Origin of the sequence: Cobetia sp. BMC6, assembly GCF_029991385.1 — a bacterium.
In the GTDB taxonomy this organism is placed as follows: Bacteria; Pseudomonadota; Gammaproteobacteria; order Pseudomonadales; family Halomonadaceae; genus Cobetia.
In genome coordinates, this window is the sequence record NZ_JAKUMF010000013.1 from 1 (window position 1) to 24,143 (window position 24,143).

Here is a 24,143-nt window from a genome sequence, read left to right on the forward strand (position 1 = left end):
CTCGCCGCAGCTTGCGCTTCAGTTCCTGGATCTCACGCTGTTCCGGCGTCAGAGCCTCACCTTTCAGCGGCGCCTTGCCTGCCCGCTCAGCGCGAAGCCTGCGAACCCAATACTCCATGGTGGATTTGCCAACCCCCATGGCCTCACACGCCGCCTTCAGCGTGTAGCCCTGGTCGACCACGAGCTGGGCCGCTTCCAAGCGAAATTCCGGGCTAAACGTTCTCTTCTTCGTCATCATCTGCACCTGATTGTCTCTGTGAGCCATCATACACTCAAAGTCAGGTGGCCAGATTCACTGTGCCACTACACTTCTTTTCTGAGGCGCATCTTCTCAAAGGCCACCACAAAGCGTTCGCCAGCACTCCCTAGAGCATGGTTGCGGGCTTCTCGTGCCAAGTAGTCGCGCTTAACCGGTGTGGGCGTCGCGTAACGCTGCTTGGCCTCCTGCACGCTGGTCTGAGGCGTCTTGGACTCCGGTGGTGTGACAATGATGGAAGTATCTTTGGGGGCCGGTGCATCAATGACCGGCCGGTCTGCTGCATTGCGTGCTGCCTGATCGAATAGCTCAGTACGCAGCAGGTGGCGCTCAACAACATCGACCAGCATGCCCTGATAGTTACTCATCGGCTTGTAGCCGTTGATATAGGGGCAGTCGGCATCACGCAGTACGGCACTGATATTTTGATGCTTAAATTCGATAGAAGCCTTTGAGCGATTATTTAATTTCTCGGCAAGCTCACGATTGTGGTCCGTTTTCACGTAATGCTGACCGCAAAGCTCTGCAATCAGCATCTTCTTGTACGTTTCGACAATCGCTGTGACTTCTTCACCACTCCATGGTTCGGGTCTGCTCATCCTGCTAACTCCTTTGGCGGGATATCACTCGATATTCTGAATCTGCTCACGCATCTGTTCGATCAGTACCTTGAGCTCGACGGCGCAGCGGGTGGTGTCGGCGACGACGGATTTGGAGGAGAGGGTGTTGGCTTCGCGGTTGAGTTCCTGCATCAGGAAGTCGAGGCGGCGGCCGATGGGGCCCTTCTGGGTGAGCTGACGACGGACTTCGCTGACGTGGGTGTCGAGGCGGTCGAGTTCTTCATCGACATCGGCTTTCTGGGCCATCAGGGTCAGTTCGGCTTCCAGGCGTTGCGGGTCGAGGGTGGCGCGGACTTCCTCGAGGCGGGCGAGCAGGGTTTCACGCTGTCGGGCGAGGATGTCCGGCATCAGACGGCGGACTTCGGCGACGTGGGTATCGACGCCATCGAGGCGTGCGCTGATCAGCTCGGCGAGGCGTTCGCCTTCGCGGGCGCGGCCTTCGATGTGCTCGTCCAGCGCGCGCTTGAACAGGTTGAGGGCATCGGCCTTGATGCGCTCTTGATCGGCGCCTTCGCGTACCAGCACGCCGGGGTAGTCGAGCAGGGCGAGGCGTGAGGGCTGCGGGGCGTCCGGGCAGTGCTGGCCGACTTCGGCAAGCACGCGGCTGAGTTCACCCAGGCGTCTGGCATCGACGGCGAGACTGTCGGCACCGGCTTCGGCGTCAAAGCGCAGCGAGAGTTCGACCTTGCCGCGATTGAGGCGCTTGCGCAGGCCTTCGCGGAAGGTGCTTTCGAGTTCGCGCAGGCTGTCGGGCAGGCGGAAGTGCGGTTCGAGATAGCGCTGGTTCACCGAGCGCAGCTCCAGCGTCAGGGTGCCGTAGTCGGCTTCATGGGTCTGGCGGCTGAAGGCGGTCATGCTGTGGACCATGACGTGCTCCTTGTCGGTTGGCTGTCGAGAGAGGCGGTGCATGAGCGACCGCGCTGATAGCCTGAAGTGTACGCGTGCCGCTCTTGAGCGCCCAGTGATCAGGAGCGGGTCTGGCCCGCGCGGCGCGAAGGTCGTCGCCCGTGGCTGCGGCGTGTAGACTCTGGCCTCCCGAATACTGCAACAAGGAATCCCCATGAGCGAAGCCAACGTGATCCGTCCCAGTGGCCGTACCCCGGAGCAGCCGCGCGAGATCCGCCTGACCCGTGAGTTCACTCGTCACGCCGAGGGTTCGGTGCTGGTGGAGTTCGGGGAGACCCGCGTGCTGTGCACCGCCTCTGTCGTGGCGGGCGTGCCGCGCTGGCTGCGTGGGTCCGGCAAGGGCTGGCTGACCGCCGAGTACGGCATGCTGCCGCGTGCGACCCATACCCGTAATGATCGTGAAGCGGCGCGTGGCAAGCAGGGTGGCCGCACGGTGGAGATCCAGCGTCTGATCGGCCGTGCGCTGCGCGCCGCGGTGGACCTCAAGAAGCTGGGCGAATACACCATCACCATCGATTGCGATGTGCTGCAGGCTGATGGTGGCACGCGCACCGCGGCGATCACCGGTGGCTGTGTGGCACTGGTCGATGCGCTGCAGGGCCTGCAGCGTGAGCGCAAGATCAAGACCGACCCGCTGGTGAGTCTGGTCAGTGCCGTGTCGGTCGGCATCTACAAGGGCGTGCCAGTCGCCGATCTTGACTATCCGGAAGACAGCAAGGCCGATACCGACATGAATGTCGTGATGGCTGAAGGCAAGGGGCTGATCGAGGTGCAGGGCACCGCAGAAGGCGCAGCCTTCGATCGCGCCGAGCTCAATGCCCTGCTGGATCTCGCCGAGCGTACCGGTGAGCAGCTGTTCGCCGCCCAGCGCGCCGCACTCGGCATGCCGGCCGACGCCTGAGTCCTGCGGCCCGGCGCTACTTCATGTGTGCCATGTCTTCAGAGCGATGTCATGAGCGCTTGAGGCCAGACAGAAAACGCCCCCACCGCTTGCGCGATGGGGGCGTTTTCGTCAGTGCCCGAAGGCAGATCATGCGACTGGCAGGGAGGCCCGAGGCCGAACGCTCAAGGGGTGACAGCGTGCATCACAGCTCGAGGTCGTACTCGACGATGACCGGTGCGAACTCGCTGAAGGTGGCATCGGTGTCGATCCAGGCGTCCTTGATATGACGGCGCAGGTTCGGGTCGATGACCTGATAGTCGAGGCGCCAGCCTTCCTGACGGGCGCGCGGCTGGTCACTGTCCAGCGCTGGCCACCAGGAGTACTGGTCGGCATCGCGATTGACTTCGCGGAAGGCGTCGATGAAGCCGATCGGGCCGAAGACCTGATCCATCCATGCGCGTTCTTCCGGCTTGAAGCCCGGCGTCATCTGATTGTCGGACCAGTTGGCGAGGTCGACAGTCTTGTGGGCCACATGCCAGGTGCCGCAGATCATGTAATCACGACGCTTGCGGCGCAGCTTGCTGAGGTATTCCTGGTACTGCTCCATGAAGGCGCCCTTGGCAGCCGGATCACTCCCATCAGGCATCAGGAAAGAGCAGATGCTGAAGCGGTCGTAATCGGCCTGCAGGTAACGGCCTTCGTTATCGCACTGCTCAAAGCCCAGTCCATACATGATGGCCTTGGGAATCTGGCGGCAATAGAGGCCAACCCCTGAGAAGCCGTCTTTTTCGGCGTCCAGGAAGTAGCCTTCGTACCCTTCCGGGTAGAGGATGCTGTCGTCGAGCTCGAAGCTCTTGGCCTTGAGGTTCTGGATGCAGACGACGTCGGCGTCCTGACTGGCAAGCCAGTCGAGGAAGCCGCGGCTGACCGCTTCTCGAATACCATTGACGTTAACTGTAGCGATTTTCATACGTGGTCCCTGGTTCGTCGCGCCTGTATGATACCCGAGCTTTAGACGATTTGGTAAATGGCTAACGAATTCAAAGGTGATATCGGATGCAGGACTACCAGCGGGAGTTCATTGAGTTTGCCATCGAGCAGGACGTGCTGCGGTTTGGCGAGTTTACGCTCAAGTCCGGGCGGGTGAGCCCCTACTTCTTCAATGCTGGTCTATTCCGCTCCGGACAGGCCCTGGCACGTCTGGGACGCTTCTATGCGCGTGCCATCGTCGAATCAGGCCTGGAGGCCGATGTGCTGTTCGGTCCGGCGTACAAGGGTATCCCGCTGGGTGCCGTGACGGCCGTGGCGCTGGCTGACCATCATGATCGTGACATGCCGTTCACCTTCAATCGCAAGGAAGCCAAGACCCACGGTGAAGGGGGCTCGTTGGTCGGCGCGCCCCTCGAAGGCCGCGTGATGATCATCGATGATGTCATCACCGCCGGCACCGCCATCGGCGAAGTGATGGAGATCATCCACGCCGAGAGTGCCAAGGCGGCGGGCGTCGTGATCGCACTGGACCGCCAGGAGCGCGCTCCCGATGGTCAGGGAGGCCTGAAGGCGAACAGCGCCATTCAGGAAGTGGAGGCACGTTTCTCCATGCCCGTGGTCAGTATCGTGACGCTCGACCAGGTGCTCGAATATCTGGAACAATACGCACAGCAGGAACTGTCTGGGCATGCGGTCGCGATTCGCGACTACCGTGCGCAATACGGTCTCCAGGGCGCCTGAGAGCGTTCATGACCCGCGCAGCATTACCTTCCCAGTCACGTACAGAGGTGCATACATGACAGCTCACCGTAACATTCTCGGCCTTTCGGCAGCCATCCTCGCTGCCAGTCTGTCCGCCCCGGCCATGGCCGGCAACGCTGACCTCAACCTGAATAGTGAAGCCGTTCAGGGCGAAATCAATGGCGAGATCAGCAATGGCGTCCAGCTCGGCGGCGGTATCCTGTCCAGCGATGACCATGACGACGTCACGGCTGGCCACGTCCAGCTGCTGGGCACCGAGCGCACCAGCGAATACGACGTGGGCCTCGGCGCACGCTGGAGCCAGTACGACACCGACCACGGTGACGGCGGCGGTCTGGGCCTCGGCGGCTACGGCTACTACTACCTGCCGGGCGCACCGCGCGTCTCGCTGGGTGGCTACGGCTACGTGACCCCGGACGTCGCGACCAGCAACGACCTCGAGCACAGCTACGAATACGGCCTGCGCGCACGCTATCAGGTCATCGACAACGTCGAAGGCTATGTCGGCTACCGCAAGGTGAAGGCCGACTTCGAGAACCGTGACGAACGCACACTGGATTCCGGCCCGCTGGTCGGTATGCGTCTGCAGTTCTGAGCATGGTTCTCGGCAACGCGTGCTCCGCGTGAGTCACGCATTGCGGTAAGATGGCGGGCCCTCCGGGGCCCGCTTTGCGTTGTCATGACCAGGTGATCATCGCCGGGCAGCCCCCTGTTTTCGCCTTCTGCCGCGAGTCTGCTCATGCTCGATATCGTGCTCTATCAGCCCGAGATTCCGCCCAATACCGGCAACATCATCCGCCTGTGTGCCAACACCGGTTACCGCCTGCATCTGATCGAGCCATTGGGGTTCGAGCTGGATGACAAGCGCCTGCGCCGTGCCGGTCTCGATTATCATGAGTGGGCACGTGTGCAGCGCCATGCCAGCCTCGATGACTTCGTGGCGAGCGTGAGGCCTTCGCGGGTCTTCGCGCTCTCGACGCGTGGTCGCACCGCGCCGCATGAGGCCAGCTTCCAGGCCGGTGATGCACTGGTATTCGGCCCCGAGACACGTGGCCTGCCACAGGCGATGCTCGACAGCCTGCCCCGCGAGCAGGTGTTGCGCCTGCCGATGCTGGCCGACAGCCGCAGCATGAACCTGTCGAATGCCGTCGCCGTGGTCGTCTATGAAAGCTGGCGTCAGCTCGATTTCGCCGGCGCCGCAATTCTTGATTGATCGTCCAGCACGCGATTGATCGACCATCGCTCCGCGTGAGATGCATTTTCGCTCCCTTTCTTCGCCCAGCAGGACACCGTGATGACCGAGATCCGTGATCGCCTCGCCAAGCTCAACCCCCGCCAGCAGGAAGCCGTGCGCGCCATCGATGGCCCCTGTCTGGTACTGGCCGGTGCCGGATCAGGCAAGACCAGCGTGATCACGACCAAGATCGCCTATCTGGTGCAGGAATGCGGCATGAAGGCACGCAACATCGCCGCCGTGACCTTCACCAACAAGGCGGCGCGCGAGATGAAGGAGCGTGTCGGCAAGATGCTCAAGGGCCGCGAGGGCCACGGGCTGATCGTCTCGACCTTCCACACTCTCGGACTGACCATCATCCGCGGCGAGCTGAAGACGCTGGGCTACAAGCCGGGCTTCTCGCTGTTCGACACCGATGACGCCAAGGTGTTGATCAAGGAGCTGATGCACAAGGAAGCCGACACCGACGCCGAGCAGATCAACGCGGTGCAGAGTCAGATTTCCAACTGGAAGAATGACCTGGTCCTGCCCGGGGCGGCGCTGTCGCATGCCGAGGATGAAGACGCCCAGTACGCCGCGGTGATCTACGAGGCCTACAACCGGCATCTCAAGGCCTACAACGCGGTGGACTTCGATGACCTGATCCTGCTGCCGGTGGTGCTGTTCCGTGATCACCCCGAGGTGCTGGCGCGCTGGCAGCGGCGCATCCACTACATGCTGGTCGATGAGTATCAGGACACCAACATCAGTCAGTACCTGCTGGTGAAGATGCTGATGCAGGAGCGCCAGACCTTCACGGTGGTGGGCGACGATGACCAGTCGATCTACGCCTGGCGCGGGGCGCGCCCCGAGAATCTCGTCACTCTCGGCGAGGACTTCCCGCGCCTGAACCTGATCAAGCTGGAGCAGAACTATCGCTCCACCGGCATCATCCTGCGCGCGGCCAACACCCTGATCGCCAACAACCCGCACGTCTACGACAAGACGCTGTGGTCGCAGATGGGCGATGGCGACCCGATCCGCATCATCATGAATCGCAACGAAGAGGCCGAGGCCGAGCGCGTGGCGGGCGAGATTCTCACGCGGCGCATCAAGGAAGGCGCCGAATGGCGTGACTTCGCGGTGCTCTATCGCGGCAACTTCCAGGCGCGCCTGCTGGAGCTGAAGCTGCAGCACTACCAGATTCCCTACAAGCTCTCCGGCGGCACCTCCTTCTTCGGGCGCAACGAGATCAAGGACGCGATGGCCTATCTGCGTCTGCTGATCAACCCGGCGGACGACAACGCCTTCCTGCGCATCGTCAATGTGCCGCGGCGGGAAGTCGGGCCGGGCACGCTGGAGAAGCTGGCCAACTACGCCACCGGGCGTGGCGTGTCGCTCTACGCCGCCTGCAGCGAGATGGGCCTGCGTGAGCAGCTGAGCGAGCGGGCGCTGGACCGCCTCGGCCGCTTCACCCACACGCTGGACCGCGTGCGCCGCGAGATGGACGCCGGCCAGTCGATCAGCGCGATCCGCGAGCTGTTCCGCGAGGTGGATTACGAAGGCTGGCTGTATCAGAACGCCAGTGCGCCCAAGATCGCCGAGCGGCGCATGGCCAACGTCTGGATCCTGATCGATCAGCTCGAGAAGTCGATCAGCGGCAATCCGCAGGAAGAGGTGGAGGAGCTGGAGGGCAGCGAGGCGATGATCGGCGATACCGAGACCGGCGATGTCGCGGCGGCCATCTCACGCCTGGTGCTGCGCGACATTCTCGAGCAGCAGGCCGAGGAGGATGACTCCGACCGCGTGCAGCTGCTGACGCTGCATGCCTCCAAGGGCCTGGAGTTTCCGCATGTCTACGTGCTGGGGCTGGAGGAAGACCTGCTGCCGCACCGCAACTCCATCGAGATGGACACGGTGGAGGAGGAGCGCCGCCTCGCCTACGTGGGCATCACGCGGGCGCGCCGTACTCTGGTGCTGACGCTGGCGCGCCAGCGCAAGACCTACGGCGAGATGATGGACTGCGTGCCGAGCCGCTTCCTGGACGAGCTGCCGCCGGAAGACCTCGAGTGGGAAGGGCGGGCCGACAAGCCGCAGGATCAGGAGAAGAAAGTGGCCCGCGGGCGGGATGCCATCGCGGGCCTGCGTTCGTTGCTGGGCTGATGTTTACCGTCGGGTGCTGTGCGCTGAGGTTCAGCGCACGGAATCGAGCAGGTAATCCACCGCGGCCTTCACTTCCTCATCGGAAAGCGCCGGATTGCCGCCCTTGGCCGGCATGGCATTGAAGCCTTCGATGGCGTGGGTGTAGAGCGTCTCGTCGCCCTTGGAGAGACGGCCTTCCCAGTCGCCGGCCTCGCCCAGGCGCGGGGCACCGGCGGCACCAGTGGTGTGACAGGCCATGCAGATGCCACCGTAAACCTTCTCGCCGTCTATCGCGCTGGCGGCATTGGCTTGCCCGCCAGCGCCACTGTCCGCCGGCTGTGAGCTCGCTGCCGAGGCATCACCGGCGCAGGCGTCGCCCTTCACGCATAGCTCGCCCACCGGCTTGAGTCGCTCGGCAATCGCCTCGCGGGAGTTGTCTGCGGCCTGTGCGGATGCGCTGACAAGCACGCTGAACAGCATCGCGCTCAATGAGAATGACAGGGGAGAGCGCTTGAGGGGAAAAGCAGCTGGCCGGCGAGCTTGCATGGCGTGCACCTTTTGGGGCTGTGTATCGAGCCAGTATAGCGCTCGCCGGAGGGGCAGCAACCGCATGGCTGGCGGGATATCTCGACATCGTAGAATCAAGACGTTACCATAAGCGCGCCTCGGTTCACTGCAACCCTGGCATGCGCGCCCATAGCTCAGCTGGATAGAGTACTGCCCTCCGAAGGCAGGGGTCGCAGGTTCAAATCCTGCTGGGCGCGCCAACGGATTCCCGTCACCGGCGCCATCGCCGGTCGACACCCGAAAAGCCCTCGTACCTCACGGTGCGGGGGCTTTTTGCATTGCGGCGTGCGGCAGCGGCGCAGGCGACTTTCTTTGACGTCATCAAACGAGTGTTCTAAAACGGGGTGAACCACGCCGGCGATCCTCCTCGCGCCGGTCGCTATCGGCTGGTACGCCATACTTGTGGCTGTCTGCCTTCGCTGCTGGCTCCGCCGGCCCTCACTGGATGTTCTCATGACGACTGCCGCCCCTGTTGATCCTGCTTCGCCTGAGCCTGCTACCTCGACTGAATCTGCTGCCTCGCCTGCTGGCTCGTCTACTGAGAGCAGCGAGGCTGCCACTCGGGAAATCACGCGCATGCAGGCGCTGCTGGAAGACCAGCGCGCCGCCTATGGCCTGTCGCCTATGCCCAGCGCCAACGAGCGCCTGGCCTGGCTGACTTCGCTGCGTGATGCGCTCAAGTCGCACGAGGAGGTCTTGGTCGCGGCGATCAGCGCCGATTTCGGCCACCGCAGCGCCCATGAGACGCGGCTGGCCGAACTGGTGCCGAGCTACGAAGGCATTCGTCATGCGCGCCGTCACCTGAAGGGCTGGATGAAGCCCTCGAAGCGCCATGTCAGCGCCGCCTTCCAGCCGGCCTCTGCGCGTGTCGTCTATCAGCCGCTGGGCGTGGTCGGCATCATCGTGCCCTGGAACTATCCCCTCTATCTGGCGCTCGGCCCCTTGATCAGCGCCCTGAGCGCCGGCAATCGGGTGATGATCAAGATGAGCGAGTTCACCCCCGAGACCGCCGAGGCGCTGCGCGTGATGCTGCTCGATGCCTTCGATGAGGTGCAGGTGGCCGTGGTGATCGGTGAGGCCGATGTGGCGGCGGCCTTCTCGGCCTTGCCCTTCGACCACCTGCTGTTCACCGGCAGCACGGCGGTCGGCAAGCATGTGATGCGTGCCGCGGCGGACAACCTGACTCCCGTGACGCTGGAGCTGGGCGGCAAGTCGCCGGTGATCATGTCGCGTGAGCTGATGGCGGATGAGGCGCAGCGTCGTGAGGCGGCGGGGCGGCTGGCCTTCGGCAAGGGCATGAACGCCGGCCAGACCTGCGTCGCGCCGGACTATGTGCTGTGCAGTGAGGACCAGGTCCCGCTGCTGGTCACGGCGCTGGGCGAGGCATTCCAGCGCTTCTATCCGCGCTTCTGCGAGACGCAGGACTATTCGCGCATCATCAATCAGCGTCAGTACCAGCGCTTGCGAGAGGTGCTCGAGGATGCCCTGGCGAAGGGGGCGACACTCAGGCCTCTGGTCGACAGCCCCGACTGGGATGACCCGGAGCTGGTCGAGAAGCGTCTGATGCCGCCGCTGGCGTTGCTCGATGTGACGGATGAGATGCGCGTGATGCAGGAAGAGATCTTCGGCCCGCTGCTGCCGATCGTCGGCCTGTCGGCCCCGGGAGCTTCGAATGAGGTGGAAGGCGAGACGAGCGTGAAGGGCACGTTGCTGGATGCACCGGCGGATACGCTATCCGTCGCGATGGCCTATGTGAACGCCCGGCCCCGGCCGCTGGCACTGTATTACTTCGGCCACGACAAGCAAGAACAGCAGCGGGTCACCGAGGGCACGCATGCGGGCGGAATGTGTCTGAATGACACCCTGCTGCATGTGGCGCAGGATGACATGCCGTTCGGCGGCATCGGGCCGTCCGGGATGGGGCATTATCATGGCAGGGAAGGTTTCCAGACGCTCAGCAAGGCCAAGGGAGTCTTCGCCAAGGGGCGCATGAATGGCGCGCGGCTGATGTATCCGCCCTATGCCGACGGGCCGACAGCGCGCGCCATCCATGGTCTTATCCGCCGCCTGCTGATGCGCTAGGCGTTTCAGCGGTGCAGGTCGCCGGCACTTTCCGGCTGGTAATGCAGCGCCTCGATACGCACCTCATGCAGGCTGCCATCCGGCAGCCGCCACTCGATGAGGCTGCCGACCTTGAGGCCGAGCAGGGCAGCCCCCAGTGGCGCCAGCACCGACAGGCCATCCTGCTGGCCGGGCAGCGCATGCGGATAGACCAGCGTGCGCACCAGAGTCTGCTGGCGGGTCAGGTCCGTGAACTCCACGCGGCTGTTCATGCTGACGATATCGGCGGGCACCTCGTGAGGCTCGACGACCTCGCCGCGCTCCAGCTCGTCCTCAAGCTGTTCTGCCACCTGACGGTCGGCGGCGGCAACGCGATCAATCAGGCGCTCGAGGCGTTCGGCGTCCAGACGATTGATGATGATCGAGGGAAGTGTGGCCATGAGACCTCCTGTCAGTCGTGGTGTCAGCCCCTTGTGAGCAAGGCCTTGCTGGACACCAAAAAAACAGCCCTCCGCCGGGAAGGGCGAAGGACTGTGTGCAGAAGTCATCATATAAACTTCGCTCGGCGATGGATAGTCCATTCAGGCAACTTGAGGTCAGCGCGAGGGCTATGACTGAGCTATGGCTGGACAGTGGTCGGGCATTGGAAGAGCCAGGAGAGAGCAAGGGGCAGACCCGCTCACTCCCGCGTCAGGCGCTGGAGCTGACGAACAGCCAGTCAGTGATCTCGTCGCGATTGAGCACGACCAGCTGCTGGGCGCGCGGAGACTCTTCCAGATGGTCCGGATTGATGCCCAGCTCGCGCAGGACGTACTGCACCAGTGCACCGCGTGTCGGCAAGTGCAGCTCACCATCCACCATGCCGTGGTCCTGTTCTATCAGGCCGCGCTCGGCGGGTGTCAGGCGTGGGTCGGCGCCCAGCTTCAAGGTGACTCGCGTCTCCCAGCCTTCATCGCACTCGCGCTGGCTACCTTCCAGGGCTTCACCGAACAGCTCCGGCACCGCGCGGAATCGAGACAGCACGAAGTCGCGAAAAGCGCGGTTCTTCTCGCAGAAGGCTCGCACATGCCAGCGGCCAGCGGCGTAGACCAGCGTGTGCGGGCACAGGATGCGCTCCTCCCCCTGGGGGGAGTTGAGAGAGGCATAGGTCACCTCGAGACGCGCGCCCTGACTGGCGGCCTCGATCAAGGCCCTGACCACAGGTGGGCTGGCGCTGCGCGACGGCAGGCGCAGGGCCTCGGTATTTGCCTGCCCTAGCCCCAACCCGGTGAAATGCGGATTCAGATTGTCGTGATTGCCCAGCAATTGCAGGTATTCATCGACCTCACCCCGCGTCAGCATGGGGCAGAAATTCGCCGACGGACGGTAGCCCTTGATGACGGGGTCATACTCGAGATTGTTCTCGGCGACCGTCTCGCGGTAGGTCTTCATGACGCGCGAGGCTTGCTGTCTGGCGATACCGAAGGCGTTGCCCAGATGACGCGAAGTGACGCGCCCCTCCCACAAGGCGATGATCTCGATCAGGCGGTAACGCGCCAGCGTGTCCCATGGCAGGACTTCGAGGCGTTGCTTGATGCTCATTGCTGAATCCTTTCATACGGGTCTTCTGGAGCGTATTCGTGACGCATTGCACACACCTGGCGTGGCAATGGCGACACATGGCGAGTGCTCACGAGGATCGGTAAGAGGACCCTGCTCCGGGTGGCGTGTGGTGAACAAGTCTTCGTTAACTGCAGGATATGCATGAAGAAAGCTCCGGCAGAAGATACCTGCTCCGTTGCGTTGACCCTAGTGACCGCGCATCGACGTCTCGTTTTTGCGTCGTCCAAACGCGACGCATCATTAGAATTTGACGATTTATCTTCGCTCTGTGGTGTGTGATTGCGCACTATCAATACATCAAGACATTACGTTGCGCAGTGGCATTGGCCGCGTGTGGCATGCTCTGGATGAAGACGCTATATGCACAACACAAATATGCCTCATATAACCCTCATTTAAGTGTTAGAGATGCCTCAGGCCAAGGTATCGCGCAAAGTTGCCTTATTCTGCGAGCCCTAATAGCGACGCACTTCCTGCAATGACATTCATAAGTATTAGAGAGATGGTCATGCTGCCCTTTGCGGCAACAGCGAAAAGTGCTCAAACGCAAAAGACCCGCCGAGTTGGCGGGTCTTTTGCGTTTGAGCACGATGCCCCCTGCCATCAGACAGGGGGCGGGCTGGGCCAGCTTACTTGCTGGCGCGCTTGCGCTCGTTCTCTTTCAGGTGCTTCTTGCGGATACGGATGTGCAGCGGAGTGACTTCCACCAGCTCATCGGAATCCAGGAACTCGATCGCCTGTTCCAGGGTGAAGCGAATCGGCGGCGTCAGCACGATGTTTTCATCGTTGCCGGTAGAACGCATGTTATCGAGCTTCTTGGCCTTGGTCGGGTTCACGACCAGGTCGTTGGCGCGGTTGTGGATACCGACCAGCATGCCTTCATAGACTTCGGTACCGTGACCGATGATCAGCTTGCCACGTTCCTGCAGGGTGTACAGGGCGTAGGACAGCGCCTTGCCCGGCACCATGGAGATCATGACGCCGTTGCGACGCTCGACGCCTGCGCCTTCCTTCAGGTCACCGTAGTGATCGAAGCGGCTGGTCAGGATACCGGTACCGGAGGTCAGGGTCAGGAACTGGCCACGGAAGCCGATCAGACCGCGAGACGGGATGATGAAGTCCAGACGCACACGACCCTTGCCATCCGGGTTCATGTTGGTCAGCTCGCCCTTGCGGTAGCCCAGCTCTTCCATGATGGAGCCCTGGTGCTGCTCTTCACAGTCGATGATGACTTCTTCGTACGGCTCCTGCTTCTTGCCGTCGATTTCCTTGATGATGACTTCCGGACGGCCCACGGCCAGCTCGAAGCCTTCACGACGCATGGATTCGATGAGAACGGAGAGGTGAAGCTCACCACGCCCGGAGACGACGAACTTCTCCGGAGTCTCGCCCTGTTCGACGCGCAGTGCGACGTTGTGGATCAGTTCCTGGTCCAGACGCTCACGGATGTTGCGGCTGGTGACGAACTTGCCGTCCTGACCGGCGAACGGAGAATCATTGACCTGGAAGGTCATGGAGACGGTCGGCTCATCGACGGTCAGCGGCGGCAGCGCTTCGACAGTGGCGGTGTCGCAGATGGTGTCGGAGATCGCGAGGTTCTCGATACCGGTGATGCAGACGATGTCGCCGGCAGTCGCCTTGTCGGTCTGCACGCGGTCCAGGCCCATGTGAGTCATGACCTGGCCGATCTTGCCCTTACGGACAGCGCCTTCCTTGGTGATGATGGACACCTGCTGACCCGGGCTGACGGCGCCGCGCTTGATGCGGCCCAGACCGATGACGCCGACGTAGCTGTTGTAGTCCAGTGCGGAGATCTGCATCTGGAACGGACCGTCCAGCTCGACCTTGGGCGGCTCGACGATGTCGACGATGGACTGGAACATCGGGTCCATGGTGTCTTTCAGGTCTTCCGGGTCCATACCGGCAATGCCGTTGAGGGCAGAGCAGTAGATGATCGGGAAGTCGAGCTGCTCGTCAGTCGCGCCCAGGTTGTCGAACAGATCGAAGATCTGGTCAACGACCCAGTCAGGGCGAGAGCCCGGACGGTCGATCTTGTTGACGACGACGATCGGCTTCAGGCCCTGGGCGAATGCCTTCTGGGTCACGAAGCGCGTCTGCGGCATCGGGCCATCGACGGCATCGACCAGCAGCAGCACGGAATCGACCATGGACATCACGCGCTCGACTTCGCCACCGAAGTCAGCGTGCCCGGGGGTATCCACGATGTTGATGTGGTAGTCGTTCCACTGGATCGCGGTGTTCTTCGCGAGAATGGTGATGCCGCGCTCTTTTTCCTGGTCGTTGGAATCCATGATGCGTTCCTGACCCTCGGCCTTGCGGTCCAGGGTGCCGGACTGACTCAGGAGCTTGTCGACCAGGGTAGTTTTACCGTGGTCAACGTGGGCGATGATGGCTATGTTGCGAAGTTTCTCGATCACGACGGGAACCTGTGCGGAAAATGGGCGCTCGCGTACCGGGCGCTTGTGATTTGGGGCGCATTATAGGGGGCATGGCATGCCTCCTGCCAGCATCGTGCATTCACGAGGCGAGTCAGCGAGTGCCTTCAATTGGTCTGAAGTGCCCAAATGATTGTCTCTCAAGTCTTTTCCGCCCCCCTGTCGCGCATGAAAAAAACTTGTGAGTCGAGGCCGACATCAGGAGGAAAGGAAGAAATGACCGCAATGTGATGCTGACGTGATCATCGGGTGTGAGCGGAGAAATACTTGAGATCCAGTATTTTGCACCATCGTGGAGCAATGACGTTTTTTGGTGCACCCAAATGATGAATCTGCACTGCGCGGCAAGAATTTTTGCACCTTGTCGGCCCATCCTTGGTCGGGTTTTCGTGCTGCATGCATGAAGATGATGATGTTTTTTTTCAGCATATTCATGATCTTACTGAAATCGACGATGCGGCGTGCGCCATTCTGGCACGCTCGCTGCATTGTTAGAGCATCCTGTCTGATGGCTGGCATAACGACGCCGACCATGAGAGAAAAGGCTTACAAAATAGAGCAATAACCCCAGACAACGCTGACACCAACTGTAACCAGAGCCGCCGGCTCCATCGGAGAATTACCATGGCTGAGAAGACACTTGCCCTGATTGAAGAACACGAAGTCAAGTGGGTTGATCTGCGCTTCACCGACACCAAGGGCAAGGAGCAGCACGTCTCCATCCCGGCGCGTGCAGTGGATGAGGAATTCTTCGAGAACGGCCAGATGTTCGATGGTTCCTCCATCGAAGGTTGGAAGGGCATCAACGAATCCGACATGATCCTGATGCCGGACGACGGCACTGCCTTCCTCGACCCGTTCACCGAAGACACCACCCTGGTGCTGCGCTGCGACGTCATCGAGCCGGCCACCATGCAGGGCTATGAGCGCGATCCGCGCTCCGTCGCCAAGCGCGCCGAGGAATACCTGAAGTCTACCGGTCTGGGCGACACCGCCTTCTTCGGTCCGGAGCCGGAATTCTTCATCTTCGACGAAGTGCACTGGAAGAACGAGATGAACGGTTCCATGTTCAAGATCTCTTCCGAAGAAGGTGCCTGGGCGACCGATTCCACGCCGGAAGGCGGCAACCTGGGTCACCGTCCGCGTCTGAAGGGCGGCTACTTCCCGGTCCCGCCGATCGACAGCTTCCACGATATCCGTGCTGCCATGTGCAACACCCTGGAAGCCATCGGTCAGGAAGTCGAAGTTCACCACCACGAAGTGGCGAACGCCGGCCAGAACGAGATCGGCGTCAAGTTCAATACCCTGGTCAAGAAGGCCGATGAGGTTCAGGAACTCAAGTACGTGATCCACAACGTGGCTCACGCCTACGGCAAGTCCGCGACCTTCATGCCCAAGCCGCTGGTCGGTGACAACGGTTCCGGCATGCACGTTCACCAGTCCTTCTGGAAGGATGGCGACAACCAGTTCGCCGGTGACGAGTACGCGGGTCTGTCCGAAATGGCCCTCTACTACATTGGCGGCATCATCAAGCACGCTCGTGCCCTGAACGCCTTCACCAATGCGTCCACCAACTCCTACAAGCGTCTGGTGCCGGGCTTCGAAGCGCCGGTCATGCTGGCCTACTCTGCCCGCAACCGTTCCGCTTCCATCCGCATTCCGTACACTGCCAGCCCGAAAGGCAAGCGTGTCGAGGCGCGTTTCCCGGATCCGACGGCCAACCCGTACCTGGCGTTCTCCGCGATGCTGATGGCCGGTATCGACGGTATCAAGAACAAGATCCACCCGGGCGACGCGATGGACAAGAATCTCTACGACCTGCCGGCCGAAGAAGCCAAGTCCATCCCGACCGTGGCCGAGAGCCTCGAACAGGCCCTGACCGCGCTGGACGGCGATCGTGAGTTCCTGACCCAGGGCGGCGTCTTCACCGACGACATGATCGATGCCTACCTCGAGCTGAAGGGCGAAGATGTCCAGCGCCTGCGCATGGCGACTCACCCGCTCGAATTCGACATGTACTACAGCGTCTAAGCACTGCAACGCCTAAGTACAGCAGCGTCCAGGCGCTGCAGAGGTTGAGGCAGCCATTCGCTAGCCACGCCATCTGACGGGGTGCCTTCCAGGTGGAGGCAAGCCCCGGACGATGACGACAGCAGGGCCATACCGACAGGTGTGGCCCTGTTTTTCGTTCTGACTCTTTGCTCTGATCCTTTTCCCTGATATCGGCCATGCTGATGACAGACCTGCAGGGCGCGGTGGTAGCCTTGCGTGACAGTCAATGCCCACAGGCGTCTTGTCGAGGGCCCCAAATGCTGGCATCAACGCGGTAAGCTTTGTAACTTGTTAGCCTTGTCATCAGGCAGCAGGATCGCCTGCCGATAGACCCAATCCCGCTGGAGCTGCCTGCGGCTTCTGGCCTCCCATGACTCTCTTCAGGAATCTTCGGATGTGGCCCTTCGTATCCTCCCTGCGCGTCGCGAACCCCGCGACGGACTCGCGTGCACTGCCAGCAGCGCGCCCCGAGCCACTGCAGTGCCTGCTGCTGGCAGCGACGCTGATGCTGACGAGCCTGTCGTTCGATCTTCAGGCGGCCCAGGTCTATCGCCACGTCGATGCCAACGGCAACGTGGTCTTCAGTGATCAGCCTGCGGGCGGCAGCAAGGTGCAGCTGACGCCGCTCAGCGTGGTGCCGTCGACAGAATCCCTGCCGCCGCGGCGCAGCACGCCGTCGCGCGTGAGCTCTTCCTCATCCAGCGAGAGCACCCGCACCCGGGCGCCTGCGGTGGATGTGGCTTTCCGTGGCTATACCACCTTCACCATCCAGAGCCCGTCCAACGAGGAAACGCTGCAGACCGGGCAGGCGGGCAATCTGGCGGTACGCCTGGGGATCGAGCCCAAGCTGCGTCCGGAAGACAAGGTGCGCGTGACCGTGGATGGCGCGCCGTCTCAATCCGCCATGCACAGTACCGTCTTCATGGTGCCGGCGCTGGAGCGTGGCAAGCATGTCATCCAGGCGGAGTTGCTGGATTCCACCGGCCGCGTACGCCAGACCAGCGAGCCGAAGGTGGTCTATGTGCAACGCGCCAGCGTCAATCTGCCTCGCAATCCCAACAATCCTGCCAATGCTGGCGGAGGCTAGCAGCGTCTGGGCGGCCTTCTTTCATCTCGCGTTTCTCCTTGGCTGACAGGCCGCCTTCGGGCGGCTTTTTCGTGTCTGGGCCAGTCGATATCGGTTTGCCTGATGGCGGAGTGAAGCAACACGAGCTCGAGCGCGATTTCTCGCCTGCACCATTTTGGTGCCAATATGAGGGGGCCGAAATGGTTGCACAGCATCGGACGCCGTGTTCTCGGTGCCTGCACCAGACTGGCGCGGTTATTGCAGAACAGGGAGACGTACTGCAGATGGCGAACAAACCCATGCATCAACGACTGCTCGAACACCTCAACACTGCCGTGGTGGTGCTGGACTCACAACTGCAGATGGTCTGGATGAATCCCGCCGCGGAGACGTTGCTGGCGGTGAGTCTGGTGCGCGTGAAGGGCAGTACGCCCGACAACATGTCCGGATTGGATGACACCCTGGTCAATGTGCTGCGCAAGGCGCTGGAGGAACAGCATCCCTACACTCAGCGTGAGGCCGAGATCATCAACGCGGCCAATGAAGCGCTGACGGTGGATTTCACCGCGACGCCCATCAGCGCCGATGAATTGCTGGTCGAGATAGAACCGCGTGACCGCCTGATGCAGATCTCGCGCGAAGAAGCGCTGATCGCCCGCCAGGAGGCGGTCAAGGTGCTGACACGCGGGCTGGCGCATGAGGTCAAGAATCCTCTCGGCGGCATTCGTGGCGCTGCCCAGCTCCTCGAGCGTGACCTGCCCGAACCGCAGATGGTGGAATTCACGCGCATCATCATCGAGGAGGTGGACCGCCTGCGTGATCTGGTCGACCGCATGCTGGGGCCGAACCGGCCACCGCTGCAGTCACCGGTCAACATCCACTCGGTGACCGAGCGGGTGCGCTCCCTGCTGGCGGCGGAAGGGCATCACATCAAGCTGACGGCCGACTATGACCCGAGCCTCCCGGAGGTCATCGGCGATGAAGGACAGCTGATCCAGGCGGTACTCAACATCGCACGCAACGCGACCCAGGCGCTCAACGAGCAGCCCCGTCCGGATACGCACGAGGGCGAAGAGGCGCCCTGGGAGATCACGCTGCGGACCCGCGCTCGTCGTCAGTTCACGCTGGGCCATGAGCGCCACCGACTGGTGTGCGAGCTGGCGATCATCGACAACGGCCCCGGCATCCCGGAGAGCCTGCGCGAGACGCTGTTCTACCCGATGGTCTCGGGGCGCGCCGAAGGCTCAGGGCTCGGGCTGTCGATCGCCCAGGGCATCCTGCACCAGCATCAGGGGCTGATCGAGTGTGACTCGCGCCCCGGCCATACCGAATTCCGTTTACTCATTCCGCTAGCCGGCACTTCTGGAGATCACACATGAGCGAGACTGCCCGCGTCTGTATCGTCGATGACGACCGCGCCATTCGCTGGGTGCTGGAGCGCGCTCTGGCACAACCCGACCTCGAGGTGGAAACCTTCGAGCGTGCCGACCAGGCCGAAGCCAGCATCATGCGTCAGTGTCCGGATGTCCTGATCACCGATATCCGCATGCCCGGAACCGATGGCCTCGACCTGATGGCGCGCGTGCGCGAGAAATACCCGGACCTGCCCGTCATCGTGATGACGGCGCATTCCGACCTCGACAGCGCCGTGGCTTCCTATCAGGGCGGCGCCTTCGAATACCTGCCCAAGCCGTTTGATGTCGATGAAGCGCTGGCGCTGGTACGGCGCGCCGTGGCACATGCCCGTGAATCCAAGGCACCCGCCGCCGTGCCGGAAGGACTGACCAAGGAAATCATCGGCGAAGCGCCGGCGATGCAGGAAGTCTTTCGCGCCATCGGCCGCCTGTCACAGTCGCATATCACCGTCCTGATCAACGGCGAGTCCGGTACCGGCAAGGAACGCGTGGCCCAGGCGCTGCATCAGCACTCGCCGCGCGCCGCCAAGCCGTTCATCGCACTCAACATGGCCGCGATTCCCAAGGACTTGATGGAATCGGAGCTGTTCGGCCATGAGAAGGGCGCCTTCACCGGCGCCACGGCGCTGCGCCGCGGGCGCTTCGAGCAGGCCGATGGCGGCACGCTGTTCCTCGATGAGATCGGTGACATGCCCGCCGAGACCCAGACTCGCCTGCTGCGCGTGCTGGCCGATGGCGAGTTCTATCGTGTCGGTGGCATCACGCCGGTCAAGGTCGACGTGCGCATCATCGCCGCGACGCACCAGCACCTGGAAAAGCTGGTCGAGGATGGGCGTTTCCGTGAGGATCTCTTCCACCGCCTCAACGTGATTCGCGTGCATCTGCCGCGCCTGTCGGAGCGCCGCGAAGACATCCCGCGTCTGATGAGTCACTTCCTGGGCGAGGCCGCGCGTGAGCTGTCGACCGAGCCCAAGGTGCTGACGGAGGCCGCGGAGAAACACCTGACGCGCTTCGACTGGCCGGGCAACGTGCGCCAGCTCGAGAACACCTGTCGCTGGCTGACGGTGATGGCCTCGGGGCGTGAAGTGATGATCGAGGACCTGCCGCCGGAGCTGCGAGATGCCAGCGGCACCGAGGCGGCCTCCGGCGATTGGCGTGGTGCCTTCCGCGAGTGGGCAGACCGCGCGCTTGCCGCCGGTCATACCCATCTGCTGGAAGAAGCGGTGCCCGACTTCGAGCGTATTCTGATCGAGACGGCCCTCAAGCATACCGGTGGTCGCAAGGGCGAAGCCGCCGAGCTGCTGGGCTGGGGGCGCAACACCCTGACCCGCAAGCTCAAGGTGCTGTTGCCGGCGCTGGCCGAGGACTGAGGATAGCCTGAGCGGGTTCGAGGGCAATCTTGGCGAGCTGAGGATGACTTGAGCGGGCTGGAGACAAGGAGAACAGGGTGCCACAATCCCTGTTCTCTTTTTTCATGCGCGTCATTCACCTGTTATCTGCTCGCCGGCGCCAGCACTCGGCGCCTGCCAAGGAGTTGCCTGATGTCATCAATGAGCTGGGAGCGACTGCTGGAACCGAGTCGCCTGCATGACGCACCGGGCACCGTATCGCGTGAGATGGGGCGGACTCCCTTCCACAAGGACCACGACCGTATCGTGTTCGCGGGTTCCTTCCGTCGCCTGGGGCGCAAGACCCAGGTTCATCCGCTGACCGACAACGACCACATCCACACGCGCCTGACCCACTCGCTGGAGGTCGGCTGCGTCGGCCGCTCGCTGGGCATGATGGTCGGCGAGAAGCTCAAGGAGCAGTTGCCCGACTGGATCACGCCGTCGGATCTCGGTGTCATCGTCCAGACCGGCTGCCTGGGGCATGACATCGGCAACCCGCCCTTCGGGCATGCCGGGGAGTACGCCATCCGTGACTGGTTCGCCGCCGAGGCCGCCAGTGATCACGGTCGGCTGGCCGGGCTGAGCGATGCCGAGCGCGAGGACCTGCTCACCTACGAAGGCAATGCCCAGGGCTTTCGCATCGTCACCCAGATCGAATACAACCAGTTCCATGGCGGCATGCGCCTGACGGCAGCGACGCTGGGCACGCTGCTCAAGTACCCGTGGACGGTGGAGCACGCCACGGCGGGCGGCAAGTTCGGCTGCTATCAGAGCGAGCGCGTGCTGCTGGATCAGGTCGCCGAGCGTTGCGGTCTGCTGGCACGGGCCGATGGACGCTGGTGCCGTCACCCGCTGGCGTGGCTGGTCGAGGCCGCCGATGACATCTGCTATGCGCTGCTGGACCTGGAAGATGGCCTCGAGATGGGCATCCTGCAATTCGAGGAAGTATTCGAGATTCTCACCGGCATCAGCGGTGGCGAGCCGCGCGAATATCAGGAGATGGTCGCCCGCGGCACTTCCCAGCGGCGCAAGGTGGCGGCGCTGAGAGGCGCGGCGATGGAGCGTGCCGTCAATGATGTCGCCGAGGCTTTCGTCCAGCGCGAGACGGAACTGCTGGCCGGTACGCTCAGCGAAGACCTGCTCGACCTGTGCCACCCCGACCTCGGCTGGGGCGTGCGGGAAGCCAAGAATCTGGCGCGCCAGAAGATCTTCCGTAACGAGCGCAAGGCCAAGCTGGAGATCGGCGCCTACACCACGCTGGGCATCCTGCTCGAGGCCTTCATCGGCGCTGCGCATGAGCTGCATACCACGGGGCGTTCCAGCTTCAAGCATCAACGTGTGCTGGCATTGATCGGCGAGAACACGCCGACCAAGGATTGGGATCTCTACCGCAGCTATCGGCGCATGCTCGACTTCATCGGCGGCATGACGGACCACTTCGCGGTGGACCTCGCCCAGGAGATGGGCGGGCGCCTGCGCGGTGACTGAGAGCGAGGCGCCATCAGCCCGATCATCTCAAGCCTGATCTCTTCATGCCTATTCACCCAAGCTTGACCACTGCAGGCTTCATCACTTTCAGCCTCATCATTTCCCGCCAGGGAGCGGTAGCGGCGATGTGCCGTTCCCTGGTGGATGCCTGCGGTCCGGCCTGACATCTGCTGCCTTCTCTGCGCCTTTTCTGCGTCTTCCCCCTCTGTGGCTGCCCACCTCTGTGCTGCTTGTTCTGACTGTGTCTTCCTTGCTGATTTGCCTGTCGCTGCCAGCCCTGTCGTCGTGCTTCCTGTTCCTCTCTGGGCCCTGAGCGCCAAGGCCTGCCAGGCGCTAATAAATGACTTGCTTGCGTTAAATTATCTTTACGTAGGCGCTTGGATCGTTGTACTAGGATTGTACGCAGTGGGGATGCGTGTATCGCAATCACTCATGATAAGCTGTTATCATGCATGGCAACAACGATAAATGAGGCTTATATATGAGCAAGGAAACCCGAAAGGTATCCGCCAAGGCGGCGGGGGATCGGCCCGAAAAGCCCTTCGACATGATCGACAAGCCGACCTTCTTCGGTTCGATCTTCCTGCTGTTGGCAGTGACGCTACCCCTGGTCATCTTCCCCGAGCAGGGCGCGATGTGGGTATCGGCGGCCAAGAACTTCGTCACCAGCAAGCTCGGTGTGCTCTATCTGCTGCTCGGCGTGGGGGCCGGCGGCTTCATGATCTACATCATCTTCAGCGACATCGGTCAGATAAAGCTCGGTGATGCCGAGGAGAAGCCTGAATTCTCCATCGTGTCGTGGGCGGCGATGCTGTTCTGCGCCGGCATCGGGGCCTCCATCCTGTACTGGTCGATGATCGAGTGGGTCTACTACTACCAGTCGCCCCCATTCCATGTGGAAGGCCAGACACCGGAGGCAGCGGAATGGGCCGCGGCCTACGGCATCTTCCACTGGGGCCCGCTGGCATGGGCGATCTACCTGATCCCCGCCGTGCCGATCGCCTACTTCTACTACGTGCGTCACCACAGCGTGTTGAAGATTTCCGAGGCGCTGATGCCGGTGCTGGGCGAAAAGCTGGCACATGGCTGGCTGGGCAAGCTGATCGATATCAGCTTCGTCTTCGGCATGCTGGGCGGCGGCGCGACCACCCTGGGGCTGGCGGCACCGATGATCAACGAGGGGGTGCACGAGCTGTTCGGGGTGCCCAAGTCGCTGACCACGCAGATCGTGGTGCTGCTGGTGTGTACCGCCCTGTTCGGCTACAGCGCCTACGTGGGCCTCAAGAAGGGCATCAAGCTGCTGTCAGACATCAACTTCTGGCTGGCGGTCGGCCTGTTGCTGTTCATCTTCATCGTGGGGCCGACCCTGTTCATGGCCAATACCGGTCTGGATGCGCTGGGCCGCGTGATGAGCAATCTGATCCACATGGCCACCTGGCTTGAGCCGTTCGCTGAGTTCAAGGGCTTCGAGGACACGCACTTCCCGCAGGACTGGACCATCTTCTACTGGGCCTGGTGGCTGGTGTTCGCGCCCAGCGTGGGGCTGTTCATCGCGCGTATCTCGCGGGGCCGCACCATCCGCGCCATGGTCGCCGGTTCGATGTTCTTCGGCACCATGGGCTGCTTCCTGTTCTTCATGGTGATGGGCAACTACGGCCTCTACCTGCAGCTGTCCGGTGAGCTGGACGTGGTCACCATCCTCAATGACCAGAGCCCGACCGCGGCCATCTTCGCGATGCTGCACACGCTGCCGCTGGACTACGTGGTGATCTTCGCCTTCACGCTGCTGGCGCTGATCTTCACCGCGACCACCTTCGACTCCATCTCCTACATTCTGGCCGCTGTGGTCCAGAAGGAAGTCGATGAAGAGCCGATGCGCTGGAACCGCCTGTTCTGGGCCTTCGCCCTGTCGTTCATGCCCATCGTGCTGATGTTCATCGGCGGGCTGGAGACCCTGCAGACGGCTTCCATCATCGGGGGGGTGCCGCTATTGGCAGTGGCCTTGATGCTGTGCATCTCCATCGTGCGTGCCGCGCACTATGACCTGCGCTACCAGCCGGATTACACGGTCAAGGAAATCAATATCGAGGAATTCCCGGCGGATGACCCCTGGACCGAAGAAGGCACCTGGGAAATCCCCGACGAGGATGTGCCGGCAGCAGGCAAGCCGCGGCAGGACCCGCCCAAGGATCATATCGAAGGCGACCCGCACAGCCGCCCCTCGCGCCTGTAAGGAGATGAGCCAGCTGGCCAGTTGAGCGGCCAGTACCAGA

At 62.3% G+C, this 24,143-nt stretch carries 20 protein-coding genes and 1 tRNA gene; 13 read left to right on the top strand and 8 right to left on the bottom strand.

Annotated features, from left to right (window positions below):
• The 3 genes from MKZ40_RS15965 to MKZ40_RS15975 form a co-directional block, all read right to left on the bottom strand.
• Positions 1-235: transposase (locus MKZ40_RS15965; RefSeq protein WP_282627825.1), on the bottom strand; the 235-nt coding region annotated here is incomplete at its 3' end.
• 68 nt (positions 236-303) lie between these two features.
• Positions 304-855: a hypothetical protein gene (locus MKZ40_RS15970; RefSeq protein WP_175090622.1), complete on the bottom strand. Its 552-nt coding sequence runs from the start codon at positions 853-855 to the stop codon at positions 304-306.
• 24 nt (positions 856-879) lie between these two features.
• Positions 880-1,743, bottom strand: a complete 864-nt coding sequence (locus MKZ40_RS15975; protein WP_175090623.1) for a YicC/YloC family endoribonuclease — start codon at positions 1,741-1,743, stop codon at positions 880-882.
• A gap of 193 nt (positions 1,744-1,936) precedes the next feature.
• Between MKZ40_RS15975 and rph the strand changes: the two genes are divergently transcribed.
• Positions 1,937-2,683: a ribonuclease PH gene (gene rph / locus MKZ40_RS15980; protein WP_175090624.1), complete on the top strand. Its 747-nt coding sequence runs from the start codon at positions 1,937-1,939 to the stop codon at positions 2,681-2,683.
• Between the two features lie 184 nt (positions 2,684-2,867).
• Here the strand turns inward: rph and MKZ40_RS15985 are convergent, their stop codons facing one another.
• Positions 2,868-3,635, bottom strand: coding sequence for an exodeoxyribonuclease III (locus MKZ40_RS15985; protein WP_043331765.1), 768 nt, complete (start codon positions 3,633-3,635; stop codon positions 2,868-2,870).
• Positions 3,636-3,721: 86 nt separating this feature from the next.
• On the opposite strand from MKZ40_RS15985, the gene pyrE reads away from it, so the two are divergent.
• From pyrE to rep, 4 genes are all read left to right on the top strand, one after another.
• Positions 3,722-4,396 carry an orotate phosphoribosyltransferase gene (pyrE, locus tag MKZ40_RS15990; protein ID WP_107335804.1) on the top strand — a complete coding sequence of 225 codons (675 nt, stop codon included), beginning with the start codon at positions 3,722-3,724 and terminating at the stop codon, positions 4,394-4,396.
• 55 nt (positions 4,397-4,451) lie between these two features.
• On the top strand, positions 4,452-5,012 hold the full coding sequence (locus MKZ40_RS15995; RefSeq protein ID WP_175090625.1) for a YfaZ family outer membrane protein: 561 nt from the start codon (positions 4,452-4,454) through the stop codon (positions 5,010-5,012).
• Positions 5,013-5,156: 144 nt separating this feature from the next.
• Positions 5,157-5,630: a tRNA (uridine(34)/cytosine(34)/5-carboxymethylaminomethyluridine(34)-2'-O)-methyltransferase TrmL gene (gene trmL / locus MKZ40_RS16000; protein ID WP_175090626.1), complete on the top strand. Its 474-nt coding sequence runs from the start codon at positions 5,157-5,159 to the stop codon at positions 5,628-5,630.
• Between the two features lie 81 nt (positions 5,631-5,711).
• The gene (gene rep, locus MKZ40_RS16005; RefSeq protein ID WP_175090627.1) at positions 5,712-7,793 is read left to right on the top strand and encodes a DNA helicase Rep; all 2,082 of its coding nucleotides are present in this window, start codon (positions 5,712-5,714) and stop codon (positions 7,791-7,793) included.
• Between the two features lie 30 nt (positions 7,794-7,823).
• Here rep and MKZ40_RS16010 read toward each other — a convergent pair whose 3' ends face one another.
• Positions 7,824-8,318, bottom strand: a complete 495-nt coding sequence (locus tag MKZ40_RS16010) for a c-type cytochrome (protein WP_175090628.1) — start codon at positions 8,316-8,318, stop codon at positions 7,824-7,826.
• 144 nt (positions 8,319-8,462) lie between these two features.
• On the opposite strand from MKZ40_RS16010, the gene MKZ40_RS16015 reads away from it, so the two are divergent.
• Both MKZ40_RS16015 and MKZ40_RS16020 read left to right on the top strand, forming a co-directional pair.
• Positions 8,463-8,539 (top strand) — tRNA-Arg (locus tag MKZ40_RS16015).
• 376 nt (positions 8,540-8,915) lie between these two features.
• On the top strand, positions 8,916-10,421 hold the full coding sequence (locus MKZ40_RS16020) for a coniferyl aldehyde dehydrogenase (RefSeq protein ID WP_175090629.1): 1,506 nt from the start codon (positions 8,916-8,918) through the stop codon (positions 10,419-10,421).
• A gap of 5 nt (positions 10,422-10,426) precedes the next feature.
• Here the strand turns inward: MKZ40_RS16020 and rnk are convergent, their stop codons facing one another.
• The 3 genes from rnk to typA form a co-directional block, all read right to left on the bottom strand.
• Positions 10,427-10,840 (bottom strand): nucleoside diphosphate kinase regulator, encoded by a 414-nt coding sequence (gene rnk, locus MKZ40_RS16025; protein WP_175090630.1) that lies wholly within the window; start codon positions 10,838-10,840, stop codon positions 10,427-10,429.
• A 250-nt stretch (positions 10,841-11,090) separates the two neighbouring features.
• On the bottom strand, positions 11,091-11,981 hold the full coding sequence (locus tag MKZ40_RS16030; RefSeq protein WP_043331776.1) for a WYL domain-containing protein: 891 nt from the start codon (positions 11,979-11,981) through the stop codon (positions 11,091-11,093).
• Between the two features lie 650 nt (positions 11,982-12,631).
• Entirely contained in the window at positions 12,632-14,440 is a 1,809-nt protein-coding gene (gene typA / locus MKZ40_RS16035; protein ID WP_175090631.1) for a translational GTPase TypA, read from the bottom strand.
• A gap of 642 nt (positions 14,441-15,082) precedes the next feature.
• On the opposite strand from typA, the gene glnA reads away from it, so the two are divergent.
• The 6 genes from glnA to MKZ40_RS16065 all read left to right on the top strand — a co-directional run bounded on the left by glnA (position 15,083) and on the right by MKZ40_RS16065 (position 24,103).
• Entirely contained in the window at positions 15,083-16,489 is a 1,407-nt protein-coding gene (glnA, locus tag MKZ40_RS16040; protein WP_175090632.1) for a glutamate--ammonia ligase, read from the top strand.
• 415 nt (positions 16,490-16,904) lie between these two features.
• A complete protein-coding gene (locus tag MKZ40_RS16045) occupies positions 16,905-17,597 on the top strand; it encodes a DUF4124 domain-containing protein (protein ID WP_254627213.1) in 693 nt (230 codons plus the stop codon).
• A gap of 263 nt (positions 17,598-17,860) precedes the next feature.
• Positions 17,861-18,955, top strand: coding sequence for a nitrogen regulation protein NR(II) (gene glnL, locus MKZ40_RS16050; protein WP_282627967.1), 1,095 nt, complete (start codon positions 17,861-17,863; stop codon positions 18,953-18,955).
• Positions 18,952-20,361, top strand: coding sequence for a nitrogen regulation protein NR(I) (gene ntrC, locus MKZ40_RS16055; protein WP_043335756.1), 1,410 nt, complete (start codon positions 18,952-18,954; stop codon positions 20,359-20,361). Before glnL ends, ntrC begins: the two co-directional genes overlap by 4 nt.
• 171 nt (positions 20,362-20,532) lie before the next feature.
• Complete coding sequence (locus MKZ40_RS16060; protein ID WP_175090633.1) at positions 20,533-21,870, top strand: deoxyguanosinetriphosphate triphosphohydrolase; 1,338 nt, start codon at positions 20,533-20,535, stop codon at positions 21,868-21,870.
• A gap of 481 nt (positions 21,871-22,351) precedes the next feature.
• A complete protein-coding gene (locus MKZ40_RS16065; RefSeq protein ID WP_175090634.1) occupies positions 22,352-24,103 on the top strand; it encodes a BCCT family transporter in 1,752 nt (583 codons plus the stop codon).
• Positions 24,104-24,143: the final 40 nt, after the last annotated feature.